This window comes from Planococcus sp. APC 3900 (genome assembly GCF_030407735.1).
GTDB classification, from domain to species: domain Bacteria; phylum Bacillota; class Bacilli; order Bacillales_A; family Planococcaceae; genus Planococcus; species Planococcus notacanthi.
This window is the reverse complement of record NZ_JASDCT010000015.1, coordinates 1-21,134: the sequence shown is the minus strand read 5'-3', so window position 1 is coordinate 21,134 and position 21,134 is coordinate 1. Positions and strand designations below refer to the sequence as shown.

Genomic DNA, 21,134 nt, shown 5'->3' with positions numbered 1-21,134 from the left:
GAATAAGGAATAGCTAAGGTCAAGCTGAATCTAGTCATTAACATAAAATCTGATGGGGTTTTATCTAAATTTTCAGGTTCTTGTATATCGATCATTATTTTTTCTTCTCTCTTAGTAATAATAGACATTGAAAGAATAACTTTTACTAATTGATAGTGTAAATCTACGGAACTTTGGAATTTCCCAATACGTTCTTCAAACGACTTATTAAAACCTAAGTAATTTCCATCTTCTAGTTTCAAAATTACTCTGTCATCTTTAAGTGCAAATTCAAGTTTACCTAAATCATTCGCTTTACTCCATCGTACTATTTCTCTATCTTCATTAATGACTGGAAAATGTACTAAATTAAATAACGAATTGTAAGATAGGTGGGAAAAGCTTGGATTATGAATCTCAACTAATTTCCAAAATACTTCACCATTAGGCGACTCTGAATCTAATCTTTCTAAAACTTGTGACCATAGGGATCCCTGGGCTTTAAAAAGTAATTCTTCTACTTTTAACCATTTGCTGTCGTTTAAATCCATACTTCTTTCAGGTGGAGTCCTTTCTGGTGTAAGAGGCGGCTTTAAAGTACCTCTTATGTCAATGTTAAATATATCTTGTCGAAACTGGAATATATTAGAGACCCAACCTAAACCTTCGCCATTTTTTAATCGACCTGGTTTTCCACAAACTAAAATACCATCAATACATGTAGTTGATTCGTCTTTGGTACTTATATACATCGAATTTGTTTGATCTTTCGTAATTAATTCAAAACTTCCATAGGTATTATTATATTCCCAGCTTGAATTAGAATTTTTTATATTTATTTTATTATCTTCATCTAGTATAAAACTAGTCCTTATAAAACCATTTAGATTGTCATCTAATTCCTTTAAATCTTGTTCGAATGTCACAAATTGTGTCTCTGTAGAATCTTCTAAACGAGTTTTTGGTTTCTTAATACTTGACGGAATTTCTATAGAACCTACTATTTCTGGTATTGTACAAGTTCCTTTAATAGGAAACTCCGTAGCCAGGGCATAACCATCAAGAACTTGGAGTAGCTTCACTTTATCTACCCATGTATCAAAAAAATCTGGTTTTTTACGACTTACAATCTTTACCGTTGTCCCAACCTCTTGGGTCGAATCCCCCTCTTTAATTACTACAATCCCGCTTAACCCATTTATTTCTACAATTAGTGGCGGCCCCATACCTTTGTATGGCCCAAAATCTTTGCGGGTTTTAATTGATATTTCATCTCCAAGCATAAAACATGACATAAATCCTATTCCAAACTGTGCACAGGGATCGAAATCTACATTACTTTCCGCCAGACTTGCTCTTTCTTTTTCAAACTCAGGTGACCTATAATAGCTTCTTCCCGCTTTTGTTAAAAACTTTGTTATTACTTTAATATCCATCCCCACACCGTTGTCCTTACACTCAATTATTTCCCTACCATGTTCGTCAAGAGTGTGGAGAAACTCGATTTTCCCTGCTTCCCAATTAGATTTAGTGTCTCTTTTAAATTGAGCTTTACGATGTCGCAAAGCATCAAGAGAATTTTGTAATAGCTCTCGAATACATAGAGCAGGTGATTTATACAGGTTTTCGGTCAACAATAACTTTACAATTTCATCTCTCGATAGTGAAAACTCAAGATCGTGATAAATGTAATTCTTGTTTTTAGGTTGAATTCTTGAACGATCAACTGATTGAGGTAAATTAAGACTGTAATTTTGAACAGTATGCGGAAATTTTTTAATTAATGAAGTGGCAGCTACTAATTCATCATCTATCCAATCCATGTATTCTCTAGCAGCTTTTTCATATGCAGGGTGTTCACATTTCATAGTAAATCTTATCTTATCTATATCTATGACCCAGCCTTCTACTGAGCGATGTTTATTCCATTCTAAAAGACTTACATTGCTAGAAAAATGGATAGTCTTATACAGTAAATCAGGTGTTCTATCTCTATCAAAATCTAGTATATCTGCTAAACGTAAGATTAAAGCTAAATAAACTAAATTTACCTGATATCCGCCAATAGATTCATCATAAAAGAAATCGTTTTTTTCTGTTAAATCAGTTACCGGTAAGACGTGAGATATACACAATTTAGCGACACTTTCAGCTAAACTGCTCCCTACTATATTCCATAATGGATTGTCAGAAAAATTTGATATTACATAGTTGGCTGATCTTTTACCATGTGACTTTCTTATGTAATCAGTTAATAATGCTCCATCTAATTCCCCTAGCTTAATAACTAGAATTTTCATTTCTTTATCAGAAATATTATTACTTTGTTGTTTATCTAAAATATCTCTGTAATTCGGATGTTCAATCACCCAGTTTTCTTTAAAGAGATTAAAATCACTATTAAATTTCAGTTCTTCTAACTCCTTACTGTCGAGTACCATTCCTTGATCATGAAAATGAGCCGATAAAATTAATAATGCAATTTCAATCGGATTTAAAGTTTTTCTAGTAGTATCAGGCATTATTTTAGCCATTAGTTCTGTAACTCTTAAAAAGTGAGTTTCATCATGTAAGGTGTATTGAGGATGTAATGAAGCGAAATACTTCATCCTTTTATAAGATTCTTTACAAACCTGTTGCAAATTATTTGCTAATGTTTCTGCAATTTCTTTATCTGTAGAATCAAAATCATTTTTCAGCATTTTCCAAAGTGTAGTATCTTCTATAGTTGAAATATTAATTACAGATGACAAAATATCTCCCCTTTTTTTATTCGTTACCTTTCATTTTAATATACTTGTTTAGGAATTGCTGTATATTTTTTCCCGTTAAATTGTTCAGATAATTTACAGCACCAATAATCGTTTTTTTATATTATTAGATCTAAATTTTTAATAAATAATTATAGATCTAATTGACTTATTGGTATACGAGGCTTATAGTATAAAAAAAGGAGTGAATGCATTGAAAAAAATCGAATTGATACCATTTGTACAAAAGGAAATGACATTTTATTTGCTATCTTACGACCCTCGGGAAATTATTAAATTAGTTGATTTCCCAAATTCCGGTACTGTGCAAAGTACACAACGTCCTTGGGACGAATCTCGTGTAAAAGATATCTCTCATTACGTTGCAGGTTTGAATAATCTAGACCTTTCAAAATTAAAAGAGAAAACCAAAAGAAAAGCAAAAGGAATTATTCCCAACTGTCCTATTCTTAACATTCACGGGAAATTAAAAATCATTAAAGAAAATGGAAGATTTTTCATGTTGTTTCCAGAAAACGATAAAGAAAGAGAACAGTGCAAAGGAGCAATTGAGATACTAGATGGCCAGCATCGATTGATCTCCTTTAGTGAAAAAATGTTGGATATTAATTTTAAAAATTCCGAAACCTATCAAATGGGTTATGTTATTTGTGATGATTTAACACAAGATGAAAAAACTGAAATTTTTATTTTTTCTAATGAAAAACAAAAAACTGTTGATAAGAATGTGCTACGTCAACTAATGAAATGGTTAAAACTATTAAGTAATGAAGATGAATCTCTTTATGATTTTGTCGTTAAATTCAATACCGATACCCACTCGCCCTTACATGGTCGTATAAGTATTGGTGGGGCAAGAGTTAAAAATGGCTTGAAAATTCTTCAAGTGATTAAGATCTTAGATAAAAGTAAAACGATTAGCACTTTAACCAATGGCAAGCCGTTAAATTCCGATACACATTTTAAGAGTTTAAGTGCTTACTTAAAAGCTTGGGAAATCGTTTTTCCTGGTAAATTTAACCACCCCGCCCACACTCTTGGTAAGATTAGTGGACTACGTTATGTGTTTTATTTGTTCCCATTTATTTCAAATATACTTAAACAACAACAAAACAAAACATCAGTAGAAAGTGTAGGCCCTATTTTAGAGACTTTAAAGAATACTAAGTTAAATGAAAATTTCTTTGAGAGTGTAGAGACGAATCCAGACTTGCTTGCATTCCGAGGGGAATCTTCAACGATCTCTTTAGCCGAAAAACATGGAAGACACTTAGAAGATTTAATTTTAGGTGAATCTAAAGAATTTGATCCTAATAACTAATGGAAAATAATTTAAATCAGTTTTTAACAAAAAATAATATTAATAAAGAAGAAATGGAAAGCATACTATTTTCTGCTATTTTGAATTCCTTGTTTGAAGAGTTAATAAAATACATCAAAAAAAATACACTTGAAAATAAGGTAAAACTAAGTATACAAAATGCTTATAGCATTAGGGAGGAACTATTTATCCTTTCTGATCTCTTAAAAGAATTTACTCCGCTCTCAATCAATAGCGATCAACTTGAATTTTTATTGATAAATCTTAAAGCTTATTTTTCCAAAAGTAATTATCGAACTCCACTTCCAACAAAAATAAAAACCGATATACTTGAAAGACAATCTTTGAAATGCAATTATTGTTCTAAAAAAATATCTTTAGATAACGCACATTTTGATCATATAATAGCATTTAAATGGGTTGGTGATGAGCTTACCGATAACTTCCAAGGATTATGTATTGATTGTAACCTCGCAAAAGGAGTTAATACTTTCTATGCACTGAAGTCTTTTCTCTTTAAAAACAAGCTCTAATTCTTCCGATTTTTCTGAATGGAAAAATAAAATACCTTCTTCACTAAACGAGTGAAGAAGGTATTTTTTATAGTTGTAGTTGTGAAGTAACATTTATCAAAATTCTTGGATTGCTCAACCAGGAGTATAATTATATTTCATTAATAAAAATCGCTTTTCTTCTAAGTCTTCAAGAATATGTTGTTTTTTATGACATACTACACATAATGCTACAACATTATCTACACTATCTTTGCCTCCTTGAGAAAGAAATTGAATATGATGGCATTCTAAGTAGGGTTCCCCCAATTTATCATTAAATTGAGCAGCTTGATTACATAAATCGCATATCCCATCTGCTCTTTTTTTAGCAAATGCTGCCACAAAAGGATCACGCGTATAACTTGTATTGTAAGTACGGCGAATACTTTTACCTTTTGCACGTCTAGCAAGTTTTTCTAATTCCTCTAGCGATAATTTTTTGGCAATTTTTCCAGCCCTTTCTTCTTTCTCCTCTCGCAACTTTTTAATTTCTTCTTCATTAATTACAATATCTTCGTATAGAAATAGAAGTGGAAACATCCACACATTTCTTTCTAACCATCTTCTCCCTGCTGTTTTTCTTGATAAGGAGTGCCTGCTAACTGAACTGGCCCTCTGAATGTATAACCTCCATTTTTTGAAAATCTTTCAAAAAGGACTATTTCTACCTCGTTTATATTTGAATTACTTAAAGTTTTATTTTGAGCAAACTCTAAATTTTGATCTCCATTCTTGCCCATACCAGTATAGTGAATTATTTCACGTCCCTGAAGATCAATTTCGGTCCTATCTTCATACATTTTTGTATGATCAGAAATAATAATTAAGGAGTTAGTTTTATGACTCCTTCTCATTCCGCCCATGTTTCCAACTTTATAAAGCTCTACTATCTCATTATTTGTATATTCTTCGCCAATAATTAATCTATCTCTATTTAATGCGTAGTGTTCCATCATTATCTTCCCTTCCAAAATAATTTAAGCATCTTATTACTTCCTTAAAATTGTCTGATATAAATTTTTGTTATTCCTGATTTAAAGATCCTACTTAAAAATTCTCTATATAAGTATTTTTGCAAGTATAAAATAACCTCAATGTATATTATAATATCATTATGACTGAAAATTTAGTTTACTTTAAGAGATAATACCTATTATCACAAATTTTAAGACAATCTGCTTTAAGTCAACGATAATTCTTATTATTCTATTTCACAAGAATCAAGCAAATACAAACTAAGGAGTTTTTACATGTCAAATAAAAATGACGAAATATCAATTCTTGCGGTAGAAACAAACGTGCCAGTGCTACAAGCCACTCACAAAGGGGAATGGATTCCTTCAGGAACAGATATCCATATTGAATGTTATGTTCTAGAAAATGGTGAACGGGTTTTTTCACTTCGTGGGACCGCTAGAACTATGGGATTAAAAGGAGGTGGAGCTTTAGCTTTACCACGAATGTTAAGTGCTAACTATATTCAAAGCTATCTTAGTGAAGATTTAAGAAAATGGTTGGAAGACACAAGTGAAGGCAAAATACAAAAGATCCAGCCTCCAGAAGGTGGAAATTGGTTTCATGGTTTTAAGGCCACTTTGCTAGTAGATTTAGCAGATGCTTTTTATAAAGCTAAGAACGACGGTATCTTCGATAAACCTAGCATGGCTTATCAAAAAGAATTGGCAGATCGCCTCTATAACATTACTTTAGCGTTTTCAAAGGTTGGTATAAATGCCTTTATTGATGAGATAACAGGCTACCAAGAAATTCGAGAAAAAGATGCATTGCATAAGCTTTTAAATTTGTATGTTGAGGGTCTTTTTAAACCTTGGGAACGGCGTTTCCCTGAAGAATTTTACAAAGAGATTTACCGCTTGAAAGGTTGGAAATATACTGGTAGCAATAAACGACCTCATTCAATAGCTAAAATAACTAACGATTTCATCTATGCATTTTTACCGGAAGACGTGATGAAAGAAGTACGTGAACGCAAAAGTGGCAACGAAAAACTTCATCAATGGTTAACCTCTTCAATCGGTATAAGTCACTTAGAAAAACAGATCACTTCCGCAACGACCTTGATGCGAGCAAGCGATAGTTGGGAAGAATTCGAGAAATTGTTTAATCGGTCATTTAATATCAAGTTTTCTGAGCAATTAAATTTATTTTAAATATTTTATATTTTGGAATAAAGCCTTCTTTTATGTTAGATAAAAGAAGGCTTTATTCCTGTTATTAGTTAATTTTGCGTTAATGTCTTATTGGTCTTTGTCTTTTATTCATCAATTTTACTTTAGCAAATCCATAGCTAGATAGTTCTTTTCAAAGAAGAATTTAACAATATTAAACACTTTTTGTTTTTAGAATATTGATAAAACCTTTCTTTTATCCAATTAATGATCCCTTTATATTGTTCAATGTTCTAAGTAAATTTGGTGATACATAACTCGCACGTAAAAACCAGGTCTTTTGACACTATTTGGAGCAGATTTTTTACGAGACATATATTTAACAAGCATGAAAAGGTTCATCGCTACTGTGGTTAATTTATGTAGTACATCGGAACGTAACCCTCCCTACCACAAAGTAGCAAGGGGGTAATCTAGATTAATAATATGTTTGATTAAACTCACTATTCACTGAATTTTACGTATGATATTTGGATACCCTTTTCCTTCGTACCCAATTTCTTCCTTCAATAGTTTATTTAAACGAATTTTCTCTAGATTATACGCTTCTAATAATTCACCCAAACAAATTTTCAGTTGTTTTTGTTTAAACAACTTTTGACCACTGAAATACAGTGTAACGTTTTCAAGAATTTCCTGTTCTGTAACCCATCCATTTTTTTCAATTAAACTTAAAGTTTTATCTCTTATTTTGTTAGCTACTTCTTCATTTAAAACCGGTATTACTTTTCCTTTGTCTTGCGGAAAAACTCTATCCGCCTCTTCTCTACCAAAGTTCCTTAGAACACCTTCATAATTCATCGTTTTCGTTGTGCAGCCTTTTTCGATCCATTGCTTACATTTTTCATCCAGATCTATAAGGAAATTTTCTCGGTGAATATGTATCTCGTATGTAGAATTATAATATTTCCGTTTTTTTAACCTTTTTGCTTTCAATTGCTTTTGGTAAATTTCTTTCGGAATTTCATCAACTTGAAGTTTTGTAATAAATTCGAAGAAAGCAAAAATATTCATTCTAATATTTGTGGCACTTGTACTTTTATTGATTTTTTTAGAGATACTTTCTATAGAATGGTGAAATATCAATCGCTTATCAATCCCAGAAGGCACGTATTCTTTTACAAGATCGAGCAATATATACATGTCGTATATATACCCATACCGATTAAATACCTTATAAAAATTTGGATACATTTCTTCCAAATCATCAGACTGCAAAAGTTCACTATAACAATCAATCTCATCTTTTAACTCTCTCTGCTGCTCACTTTCATGCACTTCTATCTGGTAAACCTGCATCAAGAATTTTGTTGCCTCTACGCGTGAACAGTTTAATAACCGCTCTGTAATTTCAATAATAGTTCCACAAAAAGAAGAACTTGTAGAAAAGCATTTATACAGCTGATGTCCATTACCTTTTGAAGACTCAAAGATCGATGAACTCGGAGCGGTTTCTATATGAAATATATCATTGAAGTTACCTGTAGAACACACACCAAGATATTCCCGCAAGTTTTGTTTTTTTAAGTAGTCAAGAACTTCGTAATTGTTATGTACTTTACTCGGAACTACTATAATTTTTCTTTGAAGCACTTCTATGTTTCGTTCTTTAATATGTTGAATATTTGTAGTCCTGAAATATTTTTCAGAACTACAGACATTCCTAATGTTTTTTATTCCTTTTTTTTCTTCTATGTATTTCAATGGTCCTGTAATATTGTTGCTTCTATGAGCAATTTCATTTACTGACAGCCGATTGTTGAAATTAATTTCATATAGCATTTTCCCGCCGAAAAAGAGTCGATTGGGGTCTTTACATTTTTGATCTGCCATAGGATATTGATTAACCAAATTCTCTATCAACTTTTTACAGTAATCAAAATCATAAATGATTTCATCAAGTAAAAATACTACTCGAAACTTGTGATGATCATTTACATGCGAGAAAGTCGTATAAATAAAACTTGCAGTTGTAGCAAATTCATTTATCGCTTCTTGGACTGTCATTCCAGCATCAAAATCCAATGCGATTATTTCTTGAGAGAACCAACTTTCTTTTGTTCTATGTATTTTTCCAAGGTTCTCTTTAAAAAAAGCGGGAGTAAAAGCTTTCCCTTTAACTAGTTCTTGTGCAAGTTCATTTACTGTCAGCTCGACTGGGTTATGTAAAATGCGTTCACTTAGTAAAGCTGTATCTCGAGGCTTACTGGTATAACACTTCTTGTCAAGCATAAACTTCACTGCTGGTTCATTAAGTTACTGTTAAACCATAGTCCTTCAACAAAATAACTTCCTTGATAACTTCCTGGATAACTTTTCCATTCGTATTCTTCGCCATTTTCAAAATCAACTATGTTGTATTTCCTTTCAATCGTCATATTATACAGTGATTTGCCAGTTTTTTTTATATTTCCACCAACTGTTTGGATAAGTACCGAATACCCGTTTCCTAAATCATTTATTTTTCCGCTATCCCTTTTTAAATTGAAAGTATTGCGAGACACTATATTCAATTCCTTCATTACTTTATTGATAGTTTCATAGGTAACCATTTTTTCAAATCTACATTCTTTTAAAAAAATTACTATGCAGTTTTTGGCGTTTGCCAAAGAAGAATTCTCCGAGTACGGAAGGACCCTGATATTATCATAATAATAGTGACCGCCTTTATTTACATCTGATATTTTGCGATCTATAGTTGGTCGAAAAGGTAATCGCCTGCCGTTTTCTTCATAGATTCTAGATTGGTTTTTCCATTCTTCCCAAAAAGTGTTACATGCCATCAATTCATTTTGCATTTTTTTTGGTTTATTCCAACCGCATTTTACTCCACGATAAGCTGGATAATTTCCCCCTCTAACACGTTGTAAAACGCATCGACAAGATCTCCACAAAAGATGTTTTGCTAGAGCATCTGATTTCAAATTTGTAATTACCTCTTGTGAGTAGCTGTTCCGACAATGCTTACACTTTTTGCTAGATAAGTGATATTCACTCCCCCTAAACTTCTTTTTACAATCCTTACATTCAAATTGCTTCTTGATCAATATTTTTCCTCCTGAAAATTTATTGGGTCATTTATAACATTAATGTTAATAAATCAAGTGTCATAATACCTATTTATGACCCAAATTCAGAATACCATATTATTGTTTGAAAAGTCAAATTGATCTACTACTCACTTTATTTAAATTTTTCTAACTATATATTAATATTTTTTATAGTTTTAATGCTGGCAAACCTACAAAATGCCCACTGCCTTCCTATAGGAAGTAGCCCTTTTCCATATCTTATAATTATTTATAGTCCATCTTCCATAGATGGATGAACTGGCAACTAGGAGCTGTAAGGTTTTGGAAGGATATATATAGATATACATTTATATATCCTCCTAAAACTCCACCAAACTTTTACAAGTTGCTAAATCAATAAAAAATTCGCAAATTTTATATGCGGCCATAGTGTGACTTTGATTCACCTACCTTTTCATTTTCAGGGGTGATACATTTAAGTTGTTAACTGTTCATGCTTTATTGGGGGGATATATATAGATCATATTTATGTATCCTCCCAATAAACATCAGGATTAGAATAATATTATGAGTTGAGAAGCGGCAGTGCTTCACAACATATCCCAAAACAACTTGGTGCGAAAGGTCAAAAGTACCCCCTACTTACTTATGTAGATATAAGAAGGACTACCTCTTTCAGAATAATTTAAACTCCATTCTTGGAAAGGAGATAGACAGAGACTTTTATCGACAAAGATAAATTCACAACAATTTCTGCCCGGGTTCTTTGGCAGTGAATTCCCAGCTCAATTAATTAGAGACTATTTTTTCAAAGTCACTATGATAGGATCAGTATTCTTTCATTCATAAACAGAAGCGGACGCCGACCGTATTCACCGATTTCAATCCGTTATTGGATCATTCTACAGTTTACACTGCAACACCTAACAATTTCTTTTGTCGAATTCTGGCTTGATAAATAATCTTGAGCAACCCGGTACCTTGGTTTAAGCTTAGAGTCTCTCATAGAAAAATTGCACCTACATCGTTAGTTGTTTTTAACAATGTAAGTGCACTTCAAAATAATGTACTTCATTTTTATTTTTTTAAGTTCATTAGTGGACTCGACGTTATAGCTTTGGACAATAATTGTTCATCATTCATTGACTGCAGATATCGTTGTGTTACAGAGATATCTGAATGCCCCAGAAGGCGAGATAAGCTATAAACGTCCATCTTACCCTCGTTTAAGCAAGAAACAGCATAGAAGTGCCTGAATGAATGAGGAGAGACTCTTTTTCCTGCTACACCAGCCCTTTTTCCTGCTTCTTTAACTACGCTATCTAATGCAACATGAGAGAGCCCTGAACCTACATAAGACAAAAAATAATTCGTAGTGATTGCCTTGTCTTTAAAGTACTGCTTTTTCATACGCTCATATTTAATGAGTATCCTTTTCAGGGCAGGACTAATAAAAACATTTCGCTCCTTATTCCCTTTACCGTTGACTAAAATAGTAGTTTCTTTAACATTTACAGTTTCTAGTCCTCTAATTTCCATCGCCCTAATTCCGGTATCTGCTAACATTGCAATAATCGCTTTATTCCTTGCTTCTAAATAGGTTTTATAGGTAAAAGCTTCCATCATTGAATGAACTTCCTTTCCAGTAAAACCTTTCAGTATCTTTTTTGGTACGTTTGGAGTTTCGACTTTACTAGCTATGTTAAACGATAAATACTCTTCCTTCACGCACCAACTAAAAAATGCACGGATGATTTTAAACATTGAAACGATGCTTTGTGGTTGCAAACCAGCAATCTGTTTCAATCTTACATAAGCTTTTAAATCGTAAGTAGTAACACTTTCCAATTCAGTAATGGCCCTCTTCTGCACCAAATACTCCATTACTTGCTTTAGCTCCTGACGCTTATTAATCATGGTTTTCTTCGTGAATCCTTTGGCTTCACAATAGTAATAGTATTCTTTCAGTACATCTTCTAATTCCATAGAAAAAACCACCTCTCTGCTTAAGTTTCAACAGAAAAAGTGGTTTGGTCTGTAAAGATTGAAGGATAAACCAATAGAAAAAGAAATCTTAGGGGAAAATTCAGTCTACCCGATATGAGTAGTGAAGTTCCATAATCATTCTTTCCTAATCTAATCATAATTCAACATTTCGTTGGGCTAGAAACCCTGTTAAAAGCACTCCGAAGAGTACTTTTTATTTTTTAGCAGTTTTGCTAGGTTTGGTTGACGCTTTATTCATTTGAGTCATCATTTGATTGATTTTTTTCTGAGACGGTTTTTGTCCCATTTGCATCATCATGATTCGCAGCATTTCTTCATTGATTGGTGGGTTATCTTGCAAATATTTCATCATATATCGACGTGCGATAAAGAATCCAAGTGCAACACCTGCGAGTAAAGCCACGATAACGATTACGATCCAGATCCATGTATCCATTCTTGTTACCTCCTTCGTGTTGCGTAAATAAGTAGTGCACCACAATGGATTATACTATAAAAAAGTAATTGTGACCATAAGGAGGAAAATAATAAAGTGAAACTTCAATCAGTAGGGGTCTCCCCCTTACTGATTGTTAGTTGAACCAATCGGACTTTTACGGTCAGTGGATCTCCTGCTTGTCAAAGCAGGAGACCATACTGCCCGTTAAAGCGGGATAAAGTGAAACTTCAATCAGTAGGGGTCTCTCCCCCTTACTGATTGTTAGTTGAACCAATCGGACTTTTACGGTCAGTGGATCTCCTGCTTGTCAAAGCAGGAGACCATACTGCCCGTTAAAGCGGGATAAAGTGAAACTTCACCTTTTCCACTGCTCATCAAATAAAAAAGAGGCTGCCCACTAAAAGTCATTTTTCATGATCTTTTGGGACAGCCCTTCCATATTAGTTTTCGTTGATTAAGTTTTTCACTTTGTTTGCAACATTGTCAGCTGTGAAGCCGAACTCTTCCATGATGCGTTCTCCCGGTGCACTTGCACCGAAACGGTCGATTGCAAGAATATCGCCTTCGTCGCCTGTATAGCGATCCCAACCGAATGAAGTACCGACTTCAATAGCCAGGCGTTTCTTGACAGTTCTTGGAATGACGGATTGCTTGTATTCTTTATCCTGTTTTTCAAAACGATCCCATGATGGCATTGAAACGACAGAAACCGCAATTCCTTCTTCAGCCAATTGCTTTTGTGCAGCTACAGCCAAGCTAACTTCCGATCCAGTCGCAAGCAATAGCGCTTGTGGATTTTCAGCAGGGGACACAACGTATGCACCCTTCTCCACGCCAGCTTCTGCAAGTTCTGCGCTATTTTCCAAAATTGGCAAGTCCTGACGAGAAAGAACCAATAAAGTCGGTGTAGTTTTCGCCGTCAACGCCAAACGCCATGCCGCTTTTGTTTCGTTGGCATCAGCGGGACGAACAACGCTCAAGTTCGGCATTGCACGAAGAGAAGCCAAATGTTCAACCGGTTCATGTGTTGGGCCATCTTCGCCTACAGCTACGCTATCATGTGTGAAGACATAAGTGACAGGAAGCCCCATTAATGCAGCCAGACGGATTGCTGGACGGACATAATCACTGAAGACGAAGAACGTTCCGCCGAAGACATGAAGTCCGCCATGAAGAGCCATACCGTTTAAGGCTGCTCCCATTGCAAATTCACGCACACCAAACCAGATATTGCGTCCTTCAGGATGTTCAGCGTCAAAATCGCCAGCGCCTTTGATGTTCGTTTTGTTGGATCCAGCAAGGTCAGCACTGCCTCCGAAGAAGGAAGGAACTGTTTTAGCGATTGCATTGATCATATCTCCTGAAGAAGAACGAGTTGCTTGTTTCTTACCGAATTCATATGTCGGGAACTCTGCATCAAAGTTCTCTGGAAGATCACCACGGATCGCCATCTGCAATTGTTCCGCCAATTCCGGATGTGCTGATTCGTATTGTGAATACAATTCGTTCCATTTTGACTCAGCTTTTGCCCCAAGCTCTTCAGTTGCCTGTTGGAAAGTTTCATATACTTCCTCCGGCACATGGAAATCTTGATCGAAAGTCCACTCGTAGTATTCTTTAACCAATTTCATTTCATCTTCACCAAGCGGCGCGCCGTGTGCATCTGCTTTACCTGATTTGTTCGGAGCTCCGTAACCGATAACGGTTTTGACTTCGATTAATGTCGGTTTGTCTGAAGATTCTTTGGCTTGTGCGATTTTTTCTGATAAGTCGTCCAATACATTGCCATCATCTACGCGCAAATAGTTCCAGCCGTATGATTCAAAACGTTTTTGAACATTTTCAGAGAAACTCTTGCCAAGTGGACCGTCCAACGAAATGTCGTTGCTATCATATAGAACAACCAATTTGTTTAATTTCAAGTGGCCCGCAAGAGAAATAGCTTCTCCGGCAACGCCTTCCATCAAATCTCCATCACCGCATAAAGCGAAAGTGTTGTGATCGACGATATTCATTCCTTCTTTATTGTAAGTAGCCGCTAAATGACGCTCAGCCATTGCCATACCGACCGCCATACCAATTCCCTGTCCAAGTGGACCGGTCGTTGCTTCAACGCCTGTAGTGTGGCCATATTCGGGATGTCCAGGTGTTTTTGAATCCCATTGACGGAAGTTTTTGATTTCATCCATTTCTAAACCATAGCCGCTTAAATGAAGCAAACTGTATAGAAGCATGGAACCATGTCCAGCGGATAACACAAAACGGTCACGGTTAAACCAATCCGGATTTTTTGGATTGTGGTTCATATGCTTAGTCCACAAAGTATATGCCATTGGAGCTGCGCCCATTGGCAATCCTGGATGACCAGAATTTGCTTTTTCGATTGCATCGATGGAAAGTGTACGAATTGTTGTCACTGCAAGTTGATCTGCGTGGGTTGACATAGTAACATCCTCTCTCAAACAAAAATATAATCCCTTTCTAGTTTAGTCAACAATAGAAAAGAATACAATGAAAAAGAGAATAAGTATTTAATTCAAATACTTATTCTCTCGAATATTTTTGACCTTTTCTGGCGTTACGTCGTTCCCATTCGGGTCAATTACTTTTACATTTTCAATTGTTCCACGCATCGTTTTACGGAACGTTTGCAAATATTCCTGGCGCAAAGAAGATTGTTCTTTTGCTTCTTCTTTGGATAATCCAGTCGTTTTCGATTTACGTGATAGTTCATTAATTCTAGTTAATTTGTCTGGTGATAACATAGACATCCACCTTTCTTCTTTTCATATGGTACAAAAAAAGTAAGGTTTCTGCAATGTTTTAGTCTTTCATCAGCTTTTCGTATTCCTTATATCGCCGATGAACCGTCGCCTTGCTCGCTTGGTAGCCGAATCCTTGCAAGGTTACAGCAATTTCACTGAAAGTCAGCCCATTAGTTTTCAGGCTGACAATTTGATCGATAGGCAGATCCAAGCGTTCACGCCCATCAGGATTGCCTTTGCCTTTTAGATTTTTTTCCGGTTTATAGCCATTTTCCACAGCGCGTTTCATGCCCCGCTTGATTTTGGCATTATGTATTTTGCGCTGATATTCTTCAACGATTGCCAGAATTTCAAGCACCATGTCATCCATATCATTAAGGGCTATTGGCCCCATATCCGATAAGGTATAAACTTCCACGCCATATTTCTTCATGACATGCAAAAGAGCAATACGTGCGTGCCCTCTGCCCAAACGCGTTTCATCCTGAATAAAAACGGCATCGATTTTGTCTCCCTTAATGCAATTAAGCATTTCAAGCAGACCGTCACGATCCATCTCGTATCCACTGTGCTGATCGGTGTATACACCATCCACTTTATAAGATTGTTCAAACGCGAATTTCATCAGTTCTTCTTCCTGTCTCTCAAGGGAGGATTCCTGCGTATCTTTGGTCGTGCTGACACGGCAATAAATTAATGCATTTTTCTTCATTCAGTATCACCTGCAAATTTAATGGTCTCATCAGGAGCAAATTTCAATTGGTCGCTTGGAATCTTAAGGGATTGTCCTGCAATGATTTTTGGAGTAGAAAGGTTGTTTTCTTTCATAATCTCCTCTATCCATTCATGATGGGGAGTCGCGCCACTGAAAGATTCAGCTAAAGTCCAAAGCGTATCGCCTTCTTCTATTTCAACTTGGCTCATTGATGTACTGTTTGTATTATGGGACAGTATGGCGTAAAAAGTAAATACCACAATTAATGAGAAAAATGCGATAAGATAAGTATTTTGTCGAATGAATGTCATTTGAACCGCCTCCTAAGAATTTGTGTTCGGAATGTATGTTCTCATATTAATGCGAACAGGTGTTTTTGTCAAGAATAAAATTCGAACCTATGTTTGCATTTCAATGCCCGAGTTGGTATACTATTGGTAGAAATCAAGTAGAATTACTCAAATGAGGTGAAACTGTTGAAAAAAGTATCCAAACGCCAGGAAGACATTCTGTCATTTATAAAAGAGGAAGTTCGGCTGAAAGGCTATCCGCCATCCGTACGCGAAATCGGTGAGGCAGTCGGTCTTGCATCCAGTTCGACTGTACATGGACATTTAGCACGTCTTGAAAGCAAAGGCTTGATCAGACGGGATCCCACCAAGCCGAGAGCCATTGAAGTAATAAGCACTGATGAAGCGTTAATCGATAAAAGTCCGGTATTGCATGTTCCTTTGATCGGTAAAGTAACTGCCGGTGTTCCTATTACAGCAATTGAGAACGTGGAAGAGTATTTCCCGCTTCCGCAAAGTTATGGCACTGAAGATGATCACATCTTCATGCTGGAGATCATGGGTGAAAGTATGATCGAAGCCGGAATTTTGAACGGAGATTATGTAGTGGTTAAGCAGCAGCAGACCGCGGATAATGGGGACATTGTTGTCGCAATGACGACTGAGGATGAAGCAACAGTCAAACGCTTCTTCCGAGAAGAAAATTATTTCCGTCTTCAGCCTGAAAATTCATCAATGGATCCGATCATTGTAGACCAAGTATCGATTCTTGGTAAAGTTGTAGGCGTTTACCGCCAAATCCATTAAAAAAAAACCGGGGAAATCCCTGGTTTTTTTTAATGGATATTTTTATTATGTAAACAATTTCGATTTAGCGTTTATGACAGCTGAAAGCTAAAATTACAGGAATTCTCATTCTCCTACTATACTCTTCATCAGAACTGAAATATTGACGTTCGGGCTTCCCTTCCCGAACATTCGTTACGCTAAATCCCGCCTTTGTCAAAGAAGTAAAATAGCTTTCAATGGTCCGGTGATGCTTGACGACAATTTTATCGATCCACGGTTCGTGCCGTTCCCCTTCTTTAAAGTAATCGTCCACCAGCCAATTGCTTCTTTTTTCTCCTGACATTTTACTTGAAAAAGATGAGGTCGTCAGTGGATGCTGCACACTAAATACAAATTTCCCCTCAGCTTTTAAGGATTCATATACATTTCGGAATAGTTCGTCCACTTCCGGTAAATAATGGATGGCTAATCGAGAGGAGACGATGTCATAGGTATTTTCAGGAAAGACAAATGACTCCATAATTGCCAATGTCAGATCGGCATTGACACCCTCCAAATTTGCAGCCGCTAAGCCGATCATTTCTTCAGACCCTTCTACACCATGATAATAATGCGCTCCTGCTTCCAACAGTTCTTTTCCGAATAAGGCATCTCCACATCCTAAATCGAGTATATCCTGGTTTTGAAAGTTGCCAAGCAACCCATAGATTATTGGTTTTTCAATGCTGTTATTAGGGCTCTCCGCCCGATTTCTTCTTTGCAGAAAGTTCTTCAAAAAATCTTTTTCCTCGTAAGCACTCGATCCTCTGAATTCCATTCATTTGCCTCCCAATCGAATTGTCATGCAAAAAATCTTTTAAAAAAAGGAGTTGCGCAAGCAACACCTTAAGTGCAGCTTGCCGAGAAAAAATCTTCTACAGTTCGCTGACGATAATATATTTAACTAAATTGATAGTAATGCGATAAATATTGCCTGTTTGTTCATCTGAAATTTCATAAGTGCCATTGGAAGGAATCTTGCTTAATGCCGATTCTTTATCTACAGCCTGGACATTGTGTACGATGGTATTGCCTTGATCAAAATAAAACTCTACGCGAAACGGTTTCATGCAATAGCCTCCTTTAAACTTTTACTTTATCTTCGTGACTCAGTTTAGCATATATCCTTTATTATTGCTGTTTGTATAATTCCTTGTATACGATCACTTTCAGGGCAAGCAGCTCTTCTTCATTCAAATCCTCTTCAAGCTTCTGAATCACTTCGTCTGCTGACATCGTGCCATCTTCAATTCCCGATTTCATTTTAGCCAGATCCGCAATGCCGACCTTTTTGATGACTGTACCCGCCGCATCTCCAGTTGTTTCAAATGGCAAAGGCATACTCTCTTCCTCTGCAATTTTGGCTTCTTCTACATATTCAAGCATTTGTGGATCACTTTCAACATATTCCACCACTTTTTCCATTTGCCCGTTGTTCCGAAGCTCTTCTGTCGCCTCGGCAACCAGCCGGTCGGTCGACAAATCGGGTCCGATAACATATGTGCCAATGCCTGCAAACGAAAAGAAGATTAAAAAAACAATGATAGACATTAAAAAGCGCATAGCCGATTCCCCCTCCGTTTTTAGACTATTATAACAGTAGACGCAAAAAAGTGTATAAAGTTACCAAAAAAGAATAACCTCGCAGTTCGTTCTTTGCAGAACGGACGACAAGGTTATTTCTTTTACTCAAGCATGTTCATCAATTAATCATCGTTTCTGCTGCTCAGCAATCCACCAGTCAATGTGTTCTAAATTAAAGATCACAGTGTCTTGGAATGCTTTGCGGTGCGGAATCTTTCTTTTCGACATTAAATCTGTAATCTGCTCTGCAGCCAATGGATAATTCACTGATTCCAAATATTCTACAAGATTCGAAAGTCCTTGGATTTTCCTCAAATTAATCGCCTCCCACAAAATCCTTCTTCTTTCAAGAGAAAGAAAAATTCAGTATGAGTTATTAACTTTTCAGGCTGCAACTAATTATAACCTTAATTCGCCGGCTGTAAACTATAAAAAAAGGTATTCTTCGCATACTCTGCATATTTTCATCATAAATTTCACAAAGCCTGTTTAGTTAGAATCAGGATATTTTCAAGCAACAGCAAGACAAGGAGATATCCGCTTGCCTCTGGAATCTTTCTTTGCCAGCACATAAAAAACAGCATCTCCGAGGAGAAACTGTTTTCATGTTTACTTTTCTGCAGAGTCAGAACAGCATAACCTTTATCGGCTTTGAGGCTCCAATCGACAAAAATTTCATTTATCGGTCTCTTCAGTATCTTTTCCAATGTTGATTGTTTAAATAATTTATATTCTAATGGCCGTTTAGCCAGTTTCAAGGTGTCTTCAATGCCCATGCCTATCCATTCATTTTCGAGCAGAGTAAAGATGTCTGTACGACGAATCAGCAGGGTTCTTTCAATATCTCCGAAACGGTTCAGTAAATCCGAGGTTCTTTGCTCCAGTTCACTTATTTTAATGATTCCATCGAAGAGAGCCTGCTCGTTAACTTCCATCAGCCTAGGCTCTATTTCTATCACGCTTTCTTCCAAGACAGTAAGAATCACACCCGACCAGTTCACTAAATTCCAAACGGCATACTGTTCTTTAATCTCGTGGCCTGCTTCTGTTAAAAACTCCGTTGAAATGCTTCGCCAATTATTTGAGGAGCAATTGAAGCCGGAATCCCTTTAACAGGAAACACACACAGATATTCCACCATCAACGAGAATCACTCAATTCTCAACCGTGAAGCATTCTGCTGATCAAGAATCGACGCGGTGGCTTTCTTCATAAGCACGCTCATCTTTGTGGTAACGGATGTATGATTTTCCGAAAGCGACTAAAGACGTGATCCAGAGAGAAATTAGAATTGCGTATAAGATCATGAACATAATGATTCCTCCTCTTTTACTAATCAGCAACATAGTCAAATATTAACTTTTTTTTTAAAAAAACTTTTTAATATCTCAGTCTGCCAGGTCATTGCCAATTAGTCGCTTTAGCACACGAATAAGTTTCTATTAGTTTTCAATTTCCATTATTTTTTTTCATTTTCTCTTTCTGGACTCGACGGAAAACAGAAAAAAGCCGTTGGCGCTTTGCAGCACCAACGGCTTAAGGTAATTTTTAGTACATCTTCAAGTATTGCTCGCGTTCCCACGGGTGGACGCTTGTGCGGATTATATACCTGGTGTTTTTATCCGATTTCACTGATTCTAAACCACTGATAGAATAGCGTTCTTGTAAATCTGTTTTGTTTATTTGTGTATATTTGGAGTTGGATAATTGGGCAAAAGTTGGGCAATTTTTAAAACTCCAGTTGGGCAATATATACTTCTCGACATATAAGTTCTTTCTATATAATAGTAAACAATTTCTATCACTCTGAAATATTTATTTCTTTTGAATCTGCAAGTAACAGAAAATATTGTTAGAATAATATGGATACTAATAATATCAATTCACTAATATTAGGAGGTTACTATGGTTAAAGAAGCTTATAGTATTGAATTGAAAAGAATCATCACTGCTGAAAAAGCAAGGATTATGGGGCGCCGTGGTGAATTGAAAGACTACAGAAACTTTATTTGCGCTGATAAAAGTTGCCAAATTAAGTTGTCCGCAACTACTTGGGAAAATGATAACCCGAAGAGGATTTACTTCCAAATAGGAAAAAAGGATCACTTACATGTAGCTGGATGCAAGCAATCAGGTAGAGATGAAGAAAATCAAAGAACAATACTCGAGAAAAAAGCTGCCAAAGATACTGTAGAGAAGAATGGATTGGTAATCCTCAGAAAAATATCTACGCAGACAAAAACTTCTCAAGACCCCGATTATAATAAAGAGAACAACAACTTAGTTGGATATCAATCAAAATCATTATCCTCTTCAATTACCAATAACAAACTAATTGAAGGCAGTTATTTAACTTCTATTTTAAGTGCAATTGAGCTTTTTAAAGACCCTTTATTCGATAATGATAAAAAGATTTTAAAAGTTGACTCTAATGAAACACTTTCTTTGAACCAATTTTTTAGGGATGTCGGGAACAACAAAAACATCCCTATTAATCGACTTGGAATTTATTACGGTAAAGTTAAGGTTGAAACTTTCGGCGATGGAAATACAGGGTTAAAAGTTATTTTTTGTGAATCTAAATCTATCCCTAAACTATATACTAATAAAAAATTAATGTTAGAAAAATTTTATGGTAAGCACGCTAAAACTCATATTAA

22 protein-coding genes are annotated in these 21,134 nt (G+C 35.6%); 5 read left to right on the top strand and 17 right to left on the bottom strand.

Translation table 11 applies throughout. The annotated features are described in order from the left end of the window. Positions 1 to 2,732: HD domain-containing protein (locus QMA04_RS17905; protein ID WP_483313726.1), on the bottom strand; the 2,732-nt coding region annotated here is incomplete at its 3' end. Positions 2,733 to 2,943: 211 nt separating this feature from the next. Between QMA04_RS17905 and QMA04_RS17900 the strand changes: the two genes are divergently transcribed. Both QMA04_RS17900 and QMA04_RS17895 read left to right on the top strand, forming a co-directional pair. After that, the gene (locus QMA04_RS17900; protein WP_290187246.1) at positions 2,944 to 4,071 is read left to right on the top strand and encodes a DGQHR domain-containing protein; all 1,128 of its coding nucleotides are present in this window, start codon (positions 2,944 to 2,946) and stop codon (positions 4,069 to 4,071) included. Continuing rightward, positions 4,071 to 4,604 carry an HNH endonuclease gene (locus QMA04_RS17895; protein WP_290187245.1) on the top strand — a complete coding sequence of 178 codons (534 nt, stop codon included), beginning with the start codon at positions 4,071 to 4,073 and terminating at the stop codon, positions 4,602 to 4,604. The genes QMA04_RS17900 and QMA04_RS17895 overlap by 1 nt, the downstream gene beginning before the upstream one ends. A gap of 114 nt (positions 4,605 to 4,718) precedes the next feature. Here the strand turns inward: QMA04_RS17895 and QMA04_RS17890 are convergent, their stop codons facing one another. Together QMA04_RS17890 and QMA04_RS17885 are read right to left on the bottom strand one after the other, a co-directional pair. Continuing rightward, positions 4,719 to 5,165 (bottom strand): HNH endonuclease, encoded by a 447-nt coding sequence (locus QMA04_RS17890; RefSeq protein ID WP_290187244.1) that lies wholly within the window; start codon positions 5,163 to 5,165, stop codon positions 4,719 to 4,721. Positions 5,166 to 5,179: 14 nt separating this feature from the next. Next, the gene (locus tag QMA04_RS17885; RefSeq protein ID WP_290187243.1) at positions 5,180 to 5,581 is read right to left on the bottom strand and encodes an SRA domain-containing endonuclease; all 402 of its coding nucleotides are present in this window, start codon (positions 5,579 to 5,581) and stop codon (positions 5,180 to 5,182) included. 294 nt (positions 5,582 to 5,875) lie between these two features. Here QMA04_RS17885 and QMA04_RS17880 point away from each other — a divergent pair, with 294 nt between their 5' ends. Next, positions 5,876 to 6,796 carry a P63C domain-containing protein gene (locus QMA04_RS17880; RefSeq protein ID WP_290187242.1) on the top strand — a complete coding sequence of 307 codons (921 nt, stop codon included), beginning with the start codon at positions 5,876 to 5,878 and terminating at the stop codon, positions 6,794 to 6,796. Positions 6,797 to 7,261: 465 nt separating this feature from the next. On the opposite strand, the gene QMA04_RS17875 is transcribed toward QMA04_RS17880, so the two are convergent. The 8 genes from QMA04_RS17875 to yneA form a co-directional block, all read right to left on the bottom strand. After that, positions 7,262 to 9,046, bottom strand: coding sequence for a hypothetical protein (locus tag QMA04_RS17875; protein WP_290187241.1), 1,785 nt, complete (start codon positions 9,044 to 9,046; stop codon positions 7,262 to 7,264). Between the two features lie 5 nt (positions 9,047 to 9,051). Beyond that, positions 9,052 to 9,861, bottom strand: coding sequence for a hypothetical protein (locus tag QMA04_RS17870; RefSeq protein WP_290187240.1), 810 nt, complete (start codon positions 9,859 to 9,861; stop codon positions 9,052 to 9,054). A gap of 1,062 nt (positions 9,862 to 10,923) precedes the next feature. Next, positions 10,924 to 11,832, bottom strand: a complete 909-nt coding sequence (locus tag QMA04_RS17865; protein ID WP_290187239.1) for a tyrosine-type recombinase/integrase — start codon at positions 11,830 to 11,832, stop codon at positions 10,924 to 10,926. Between the two features lie 214 nt (positions 11,833 to 12,046). Then, on the bottom strand, positions 12,047 to 12,289 hold the full coding sequence (locus QMA04_RS17860) for a YneF family protein (RefSeq protein ID WP_191714177.1): 243 nt from the start codon (positions 12,287 to 12,289) through the stop codon (positions 12,047 to 12,049). 443 nt (positions 12,290 to 12,732) lie between these two features. Further along, positions 12,733 to 14,736, bottom strand: coding sequence for a transketolase (gene tkt / locus QMA04_RS17855; RefSeq protein ID WP_290187238.1), 2,004 nt, complete (start codon positions 14,734 to 14,736; stop codon positions 12,733 to 12,735). An 87-nt stretch (positions 14,737 to 14,823) separates the two neighbouring features. Further along, on the bottom strand, positions 14,824 to 15,057 hold the full coding sequence (locus QMA04_RS17850) for a DUF896 domain-containing protein (protein WP_191714505.1): 234 nt from the start codon (positions 15,055 to 15,057) through the stop codon (positions 14,824 to 14,826). Positions 15,058 to 15,115: 58 nt separating this feature from the next. Then, positions 15,116 to 15,769: a YneB family resolvase-like protein gene (locus QMA04_RS17845; protein WP_191714175.1), complete on the bottom strand. Its 654-nt coding sequence runs from the start codon at positions 15,767 to 15,769 to the stop codon at positions 15,116 to 15,118. Then, positions 15,766 to 16,083 carry a cell division suppressor protein YneA gene (yneA, locus tag QMA04_RS17840; RefSeq protein ID WP_290187237.1) on the bottom strand — a complete coding sequence of 106 codons (318 nt, stop codon included), beginning with the start codon at positions 16,081 to 16,083 and terminating at the stop codon, positions 15,766 to 15,768. The genes QMA04_RS17845 and yneA overlap by 4 nt, the downstream gene beginning before the upstream one ends. 165 nt (positions 16,084 to 16,248) lie before the next feature. Between yneA and lexA the strand changes: the two genes are divergently transcribed. Next, positions 16,249 to 16,869: a transcriptional repressor LexA gene (lexA, locus tag QMA04_RS17835; RefSeq protein ID WP_191714173.1), complete on the top strand. Its 621-nt coding sequence runs from the start codon at positions 16,249 to 16,251 to the stop codon at positions 16,867 to 16,869. Positions 16,870 to 16,933: 64 nt separating this feature from the next. Here the strand turns inward: lexA and QMA04_RS17830 are convergent, their stop codons facing one another. From QMA04_RS17830 to QMA04_RS17805, 6 genes are all read right to left on the bottom strand, one after another. Then, positions 16,934 to 17,668, bottom strand: a complete 735-nt coding sequence (locus QMA04_RS17830) for a class I SAM-dependent DNA methyltransferase (protein WP_290187236.1) — start codon at positions 17,666 to 17,668, stop codon at positions 16,934 to 16,936. A gap of 97 nt (positions 17,669 to 17,765) precedes the next feature. Next, a complete protein-coding gene (locus QMA04_RS17825; protein ID WP_191714171.1) occupies positions 17,766 to 17,960 on the bottom strand; it encodes a hypothetical protein in 195 nt (64 codons plus the stop codon). A 61-nt stretch (positions 17,961 to 18,021) separates the two neighbouring features. Next, entirely contained in the window at positions 18,022 to 18,453 is a 432-nt protein-coding gene (locus QMA04_RS17820) for a hypothetical protein (protein WP_191714170.1), read from the bottom strand. 147 nt (positions 18,454 to 18,600) lie between these two features. After that, positions 18,601 to 18,789: a hypothetical protein gene (locus QMA04_RS17815; protein ID WP_191714169.1), complete on the bottom strand. Its 189-nt coding sequence runs from the start codon at positions 18,787 to 18,789 to the stop codon at positions 18,601 to 18,603. A gap of 161 nt (positions 18,790 to 18,950) precedes the next feature. After that, entirely contained in the window at positions 18,951 to 19,409 is a 459-nt protein-coding gene (locus QMA04_RS17810) for a hypothetical protein (RefSeq protein WP_191714168.1), read from the bottom strand. Positions 19,410 to 19,658: 249 nt separating this feature from the next. Beyond that, positions 19,659 to 19,787, bottom strand: coding sequence for a hypothetical protein (locus tag QMA04_RS17805; RefSeq protein ID WP_290187235.1), 129 nt, complete (start codon positions 19,785 to 19,787; stop codon positions 19,659 to 19,661). 592 nt (positions 19,788 to 20,379) lie between these two features. On the opposite strand from QMA04_RS17805, the gene QMA04_RS17800 reads away from it, so the two are divergent. Beyond that, positions 20,380 to 21,134, top strand: a 755-nt coding sequence (locus tag QMA04_RS17800) for a hypothetical protein (protein ID WP_290187234.1), incomplete at its 3' end; no start/stop codon positions are given.

Coding starts and splice junctions, on each gene's coding strand:
- QMA04_RS17875 (WP_290187241.1), bottom strand. CDS start 9,046: ATGCTTGACAAGAAGTGTTATACCAGTAAGCCTCGAGATACAGCTTTA.
- QMA04_RS17880 (WP_290187242.1), top strand. CDS start 5,876: ATGTCAAATAAAAATGACGAAATATCAATTCTTGCGGTAGAAACAAAC.
- QMA04_RS17810 (WP_191714168.1), bottom strand. CDS start 19,409: ATGGAAGTTAACGAGCAGGCTCTCTTCGATGGAATCATTAAAATAAGT.
- QMA04_RS17895 (WP_290187245.1), top strand. CDS start 4,071: ATGGAAAATAATTTAAATCAGTTTTTAACAAAAAATAATATTAATAAA.
- QMA04_RS17850 (WP_191714505.1), bottom strand. CDS start 15,057: ATGTTATCACCAGACAAATTAACTAGAATTAATGAACTATCACGTAAA.
- tkt (WP_290187238.1), bottom strand. CDS start 14,736: ATGTCAACCCACGCAGATCAACTTGCAGTGACAACAATTCGTACACTT.
- QMA04_RS17805 (WP_290187235.1), bottom strand. CDS start 19,787: ATGTTCATGATCTTATACGCAATTCTAATTTCTCTCTGGATCACGTCT.
- QMA04_RS17885 (WP_290187243.1), bottom strand. CDS start 5,581: ATGATGGAACACTACGCATTAAATAGAGATAGATTAATTATTGGCGAA.
- QMA04_RS17825 (WP_191714171.1), bottom strand. CDS start 17,960: ATGAAACCGTTTCGCGTAGAGTTTTATTTTGATCAAGGCAATACCATC.
- yneA (WP_290187237.1), bottom strand. CDS start 16,083: ATGACATTCATTCGACAAAATACTTATCTTATCGCATTTTTCTCATTA.
- QMA04_RS17890 (WP_290187244.1), bottom strand. CDS start 5,165: ATGTTTCCACTTCTATTTCTATACGAAGATATTGTAATTAATGAAGAA.
- QMA04_RS17845 (WP_191714175.1), bottom strand. CDS start 15,769: ATGAAGAAAAATGCATTAATTTATTGCCGTGTCAGCACGACCAAAGAT.
- QMA04_RS17820 (WP_191714170.1), bottom strand. CDS start 18,453: ATGCGCTTTTTAATGTCTATCATTGTTTTTTTAATCTTCTTTTCGTTT.
- QMA04_RS17865 (WP_290187239.1), bottom strand. CDS start 11,832: ATGGAATTAGAAGATGTACTGAAAGAATACTATTACTATTGTGAAGCC.
- QMA04_RS17860 (WP_191714177.1), bottom strand. CDS start 12,289: ATGGATACATGGATCTGGATCGTAATCGTTATCGTGGCTTTACTCGCA.
- QMA04_RS17830 (WP_290187236.1), bottom strand. CDS start 17,668: ATGGAATTCAGAGGATCGAGTGCTTACGAGGAAAAAGATTTTTTGAAG.